Annotated in this window: 5 protein-coding genes and 1 pseudogene; 3 read left to right on the top strand and 3 right to left on the bottom strand. The window is 61.4% G+C overall.

All coding sequences use genetic code 11. The features are described 5' to 3' along the window. Positions 1-772 (bottom strand): FkbM family methyltransferase (locus tag ACH2EH_RS11210; protein WP_395141679.1); only part of this gene is annotated, 772 nt, incomplete at its 3' end. Between the two features lie 73 nt (positions 773-845). On the opposite strand from ACH2EH_RS11210, the gene ACH2EH_RS11205 reads away from it, so the two are divergent. Genes ACH2EH_RS11205 through ACH2EH_RS11195 form a run of 3 tightly spaced genes read left to right on the top strand, consistent with a single transcriptional unit; the run spans position 846 to position 2,884 of the window. Further along, the gene (locus ACH2EH_RS11205) at positions 846-1,331 is read left to right on the top strand and encodes a hypothetical protein (RefSeq protein ID WP_395091131.1); all 486 of its coding nucleotides are present in this window, start codon (positions 846-848) and stop codon (positions 1,329-1,331) included. 3 nt (positions 1,332-1,334) lie between these two features. Beyond that, complete coding sequence (locus tag ACH2EH_RS11200; RefSeq protein ID WP_395141677.1) at positions 1,335-2,201, top strand: ComEC/Rec2 family competence protein; 867 nt, start codon at positions 1,335-1,337, stop codon at positions 2,199-2,201. Positions 2,202-2,251: 50 nt separating this feature from the next. Beyond that, entirely contained in the window at positions 2,252-2,884 is a 633-nt protein-coding gene (locus ACH2EH_RS11195) for a Spy/CpxP family protein refolding chaperone (RefSeq protein ID WP_395141675.1), read from the top strand. An 8-nt stretch (positions 2,885-2,892) separates the two neighbouring features. On the opposite strand, the gene ACH2EH_RS11190 is transcribed toward ACH2EH_RS11195, so the two are convergent. Together ACH2EH_RS11190 and ACH2EH_RS11185 are read right to left on the bottom strand one after the other, a co-directional pair. Beyond that, the gene (locus ACH2EH_RS11190) at positions 2,893-4,032 is read right to left on the bottom strand and encodes a hypothetical protein (RefSeq protein ID WP_395141673.1); all 1,140 of its coding nucleotides are present in this window, start codon (positions 4,030-4,032) and stop codon (positions 2,893-2,895) included. After that, positions 4,026-4,635 (bottom strand): annotated as a pseudogene (locus ACH2EH_RS11185) (acetoin utilization protein AcuC); the annotation flags it as partial. The gene ACH2EH_RS11190 and the pseudogene ACH2EH_RS11185, both read right to left, overlap by 7 nt.

The raw sequence follows: 4,635 nt of genomic DNA, 5'->3' as shown, positions 1-4,635 counted from the left end.
CCAGGAAGTTGAGTGCCTGAACGGGCGGCTGATGTAGCTGAGCAAATGTTGCGGCGCAGAGGGCGGGGCGACCGGCGAGCCAGTCGGCGCAGACAAAGATTTGATAGTTGTTCTCCGTTAAAAAATCGTAGAGGTGCGGGGGCGTCAGATCGAAGGCTTCCAGGCCGCCCCGCGTGGACTCAAAGAGAATCGAGGGGCGATCGCGTGTGAGCAGCGCCGTCGCGCCGCGCAAGACGGCAAGCTCGCCGCCCTCGACATCCACTTTGATGAATCCAAATCGTTCGCGAGAGGTAATGAGATCATCGAGGCGCACGCACTGCACCGTCACTCCCTGCGGCTGCGTGTCCATCCAGCGGTTGGGGCGCAGGCTGTTGAAGCCTGATTTCCCTGGGTAGAGATGAAACGCTGCCTTGCCCGGAGTGTCACTGAGAGCCAGCTCCTGGATAGTCACGAACGGATACTTCTTGCGCAGCCAAGCGGCTTTATAGGGAGTGGGTTCAAAGGCGATGTGCTTGCCGTACGGGGCGTAGCGGCAGAGTCGGCTCAGCATCGCTCCGAGATGACAGCCGATATCTAAACAGTTCATGCTGGGCTGGATCAGCCGACAGAGCGCTTGCTCGATGGCGCGTTTCTCATTCCAGAGCGCGTGCCACTCCGGGTACTTGCCTCGCAGACGATACCAGCTCTCTTTGCAGTCTCGAACCGTACGCAGGGGAGTTTCTAAAGGAGAGCCGATCACGCAGTAGGCAAGGTATTCTGTAGTTCTAACCATTTTTTACGACTTCGAAAGTTCTAGGCGACGGAGTGAGTTAAGTGGCAATAAACATGCCATGTATAATGTTGGCATGACTGAACTTCCCCGAGGCGTCGCGATCGCCCATATATGGACCCCTGCGGCCGAGCCGCTGACCCCTGCTGAGCTGCTGGACTGCCTGACAGAGCGTGGTTTCGTGCCCGGGGTGGCGGATGAAACGGGGACGATCCATGCGGAGACGGGCCTTGCGGAGGCGCGTTTTGTGGTGGAGGGAGCCGCCTGGCACTTTTTTAGCCTCTCGTCTTCTAAGGGCAATGGCTGCACAGTGACCGCGCTCCTGCCCGAGAGCATGCCCCTGCCCGATGACTACCTCCTGAAACGCGCGGTACGTCGGCCCAAGCTGGTCTATCAGGTGGTGGCGGGCGGGCCGAGCAACTCGGATCGGAACCTCTGTGAGAACCTGGCGGAGGCACTGCTCGTGGCGCAAAATGGCGCGGTGCAGATTGCAGGGCGCGGCACCAAGGGCAACAAGCCGACAAACTACACAAACCCTTGGATCGGCGAGATTAAGCACTAACCAATGCGCCCTGGGATGCTACTGCTCGCGCTGCTGGCCGGGTGCCGCAGTGCACCAGAGCGCCTAAGGATCACTTTTCTAGACGTCGGCCAAGGCGACTCCGCTGTGATCGAAGCGCCATCAGGGCGGGTCGTCGTGATGGATGGGGGCGGAGCTCCGGGCAGCGATCCTCAGGCCGGCACGGACCCGGGGAGCCGCATCGTGGTGCCCTTTCTACGGAGCCGGGGCATCTCGACAGTGGACTTGCTGGTCGCGACACACCCCGATGATGACCATGTGCAGGGCTTGCTGGCGGTCACGGAGCGCCTCGTCGTACGTGCCGCTCTAGACTCGGGACTGCCCGCCCCACCCAACAGCCCTATGGAGCACTTGCGTGCTCTGTGGAAAGCTCGGGGGGTGATGGTGCATAAGGCCTCGCGAGGGCAGCGCTTTGATCTGGGTAAGAGTACGTCCTTGGAGATACTGCATCCCCAGATGCCTTGGCTCACCGGAACACGCAGCGATGATAACAACAACGCAATTGTCGCACGGCTGGTCTACAAAGAAATACGGGTGCTCTTTGCGGCGGACGCAGAGCTTGAGGCGGAGCAAAGCCTGCTCGGTGCACGACAAGAGCTTGCCGCGCAGGTGCTCAAAGTCGGTCATCATGGGGGACGGACTTCCACAAGCGCGAGCTTTCTGCGTGCCGCTTCTCCCCAAGCGGCGATTCTCTCCTGTGGACGTGAAAATCGCTTTGGGCACCCGCATAAAGAGACACTCCAGCGGCTAGTAGAGCAAAATGTGACAATTTTCCGGACGGATCAGCAGGGTGCGCTTGCACTAGAGAGTGACGGAGCGCTATTTTCGCTCTGTCCTCTGAGTCGTCTTTAATACTTTCTTCAGAAATGCCCTGCAAAATAAGTATTGGAGGTTCTTTTTCTATGCATAAGACGATGCGGGTGGCTGCCGTTCTGGCGGCGTTTACGATGATGAGTGTGTCTGCGTTTGCACAGGGCGGTGGCGCTGGTGGCGGACGTCAAGGCGGCGCTGGTGGCCAGGGTGGCGGACGTCAGGGCGGCGGCTTCGGTGGTATGTTTGGCGGTCAGCGTGAGGTTACCGTGGCGAGCATTCCCAGTGCGCTTCTGGCCAAGACCCTCAGCCTGACAGGCGATCAGGCTACTAAGATCAAGGGAATGCAGGATAAGCTCGATGAGCAGCGCAAGGCGATGCGTGCGGGCTTCGGCGGCGCGGGTGGTGCAGGCGGTGCGGGTGGCGGCGGCTTCGACCGTGAAGCGATGCAGGCCATGATGGAGCAGATGCGTGCCAAGCAGGAGCAGCTCACCAACGATGAAGCCAAGGCTAGCAAGGCAATCGAGGCGATGCTAACCCCTGAGCAGAGCGCAGCTCTCAAGGCAGCGATGCCCGGGTTCAAGGCAGCGTCCGCGTTTGGACTCCTGCCCTACATGGGGGATCTGAATCTCTCCAAGGAGCAGCTTGCAGTTCTGGAGAAAGCAGCCAAAGAGCGCGCTGCTGGGATGCAACAGGGTGGTCGTCGCGGTGGCGGGGGCAACTAGCCCCTAGCTTACCCCCGGTCGGCAGGTGCCGACCGGGGGTTTTCTATTTGAACCCTGCTTTGCTGGAGAAGAGTCCGGGTCTGACGGGTGGCGAGGAGCTCGTGCCAGCCCTTTGGCTTAACTAGCTTGACTGTGGGAAGAATCCCATCGTGTGCCAGATCCGCGAGGGCGTCCTCCACACTGGTCAGGAACTCGCCGAGGCGCTTGTCGGGCAAGGGAATAGCCGCGAGCTCCAGCAGATGGGGCAAGGAGAGTTCCGACTGCTCCGGGTGGTTGCCCGCGTGCCACGCCAAACAAAACCCCAGCAAGATCTGGTACTTCTGCCGGATCGGATGGTAGGCCAGGAGCCGGGGAGCCACCTGCGCCACACTCTCCTGCATCCAGCTATGAGCCTCCTGGCCTAGGTGGTAGCGAAACCGGACAATGCTCTGCCCCCCGGCCTCGTGCCCTGCCTCAAGTGCCTCCAGCGAGAGAAGCCGCCCGATACTCAGGCTCTCGTTGCGCACGGCGTGAGGAACCGAGATCCGGCTCAGGAGATAGAGATCCCGCCCCTTGGCTAATATATCTTCACGGTGGTAGCCGCCTTTGGGCGTGGCTTTCTTTCCCTGGAAGCGCAGCAGATCCGATGCCGCCAGCGTTAAGTAGGTCTCGTGCGGCTGCTCGGCAAGGCGCTCCATCCAGAGGCTTGCCAGAGCCAGAAAGGTCTGTGCAGCGGCGGGGCCCGAGCGCGCGATCTGGCGAATAGCCTGCTCCGGCCCAAAGCCCAGTACTTCGTCGAACTCCACCCGCACCTGAGCCGAGTCGCTCACCTGTGCCACCAGTGCGAGCCCGGAGGCTTCGGTCTGCCAGAGCTGTGGGGCAAAGAGCGCGGCCAGTGCATCGCGGGCGGACAGGGAGTTTGGCAACACAACAGCGCTTGGCGGCTTAAGCCCCAGGCGCGGTGCGGACACGGCTCTAGGCAGCTCCTGAGCCAGCTCCCAGCGCTTACGCGCCTCCACCCAGAGAGCCAGTGCCTGTGTCACCTCCAGGGGCAGTGCGCTCTGTTCATCACCGGTTGTCAGGCCGCTATAAAACGCCGCAAAGGCATCCCGCGCAGCAGCCTCAGCGGCCAAGGCCTCGTCTTGCAGTGTGGTAAGAGAATCTACCATCTCAGGGCTCCCCGTAGTGCGGCAAGCTGGCCGTCCAGATAGGCCAGCGCTGTGCGTTGCTGCTCGGCATCCCGTGCGGGCATCTCTGTGTCGTGCAAGTCCTCCGGGCAGGGAAGCCTCGCACAGGTGAGAGCTACCAGAGTCCAGAGCCGCTCGACCGTCGCAATATTGTAGCCGCCGCCCCCTGTGACCACAATGGGGATGTCTTTGCCCTTACCCATTGCGAGAAGCGTCTCCACGGCTCGCATCCAGGTGCGCGATGTCACTTGCAGATGCGCCAGTGGGTCGGCGAAGTGCGCATCGGCCCCGAGTTGCAACACCAGCGCCTGGGGCTGGAAGCGTGCAAATGCCTCAGGGACGACTTGTTCAAAGCCATGCCACCAGACCTCATCGCCGCTGTAGGGAGCATAGGGCACATTGATCGCGGAGCCGGGCGCATTTTCGCCACCCGTTTCTTCCACGCCTCCCGTACCAGGAAAGAGCCAGCGCCCTGACTCATGCAGCGAGAGGGTCAGTACCCGGGGATCGTCCCAGTGGCAGACCTGCACCCCATCGCCGTGGTGGACATCAATATCTACGTACATCACGCGCTCTAGCCCCGCG

This window comes from Armatimonas sp., assembly GCF_043760365.1.
Classification (GTDB): Bacteria; Armatimonadota; Armatimonadia; order Armatimonadales; family Armatimonadaceae; genus Armatimonas.
This window is presented reverse-complemented; position numbering and strand designations above follow the sequence as displayed.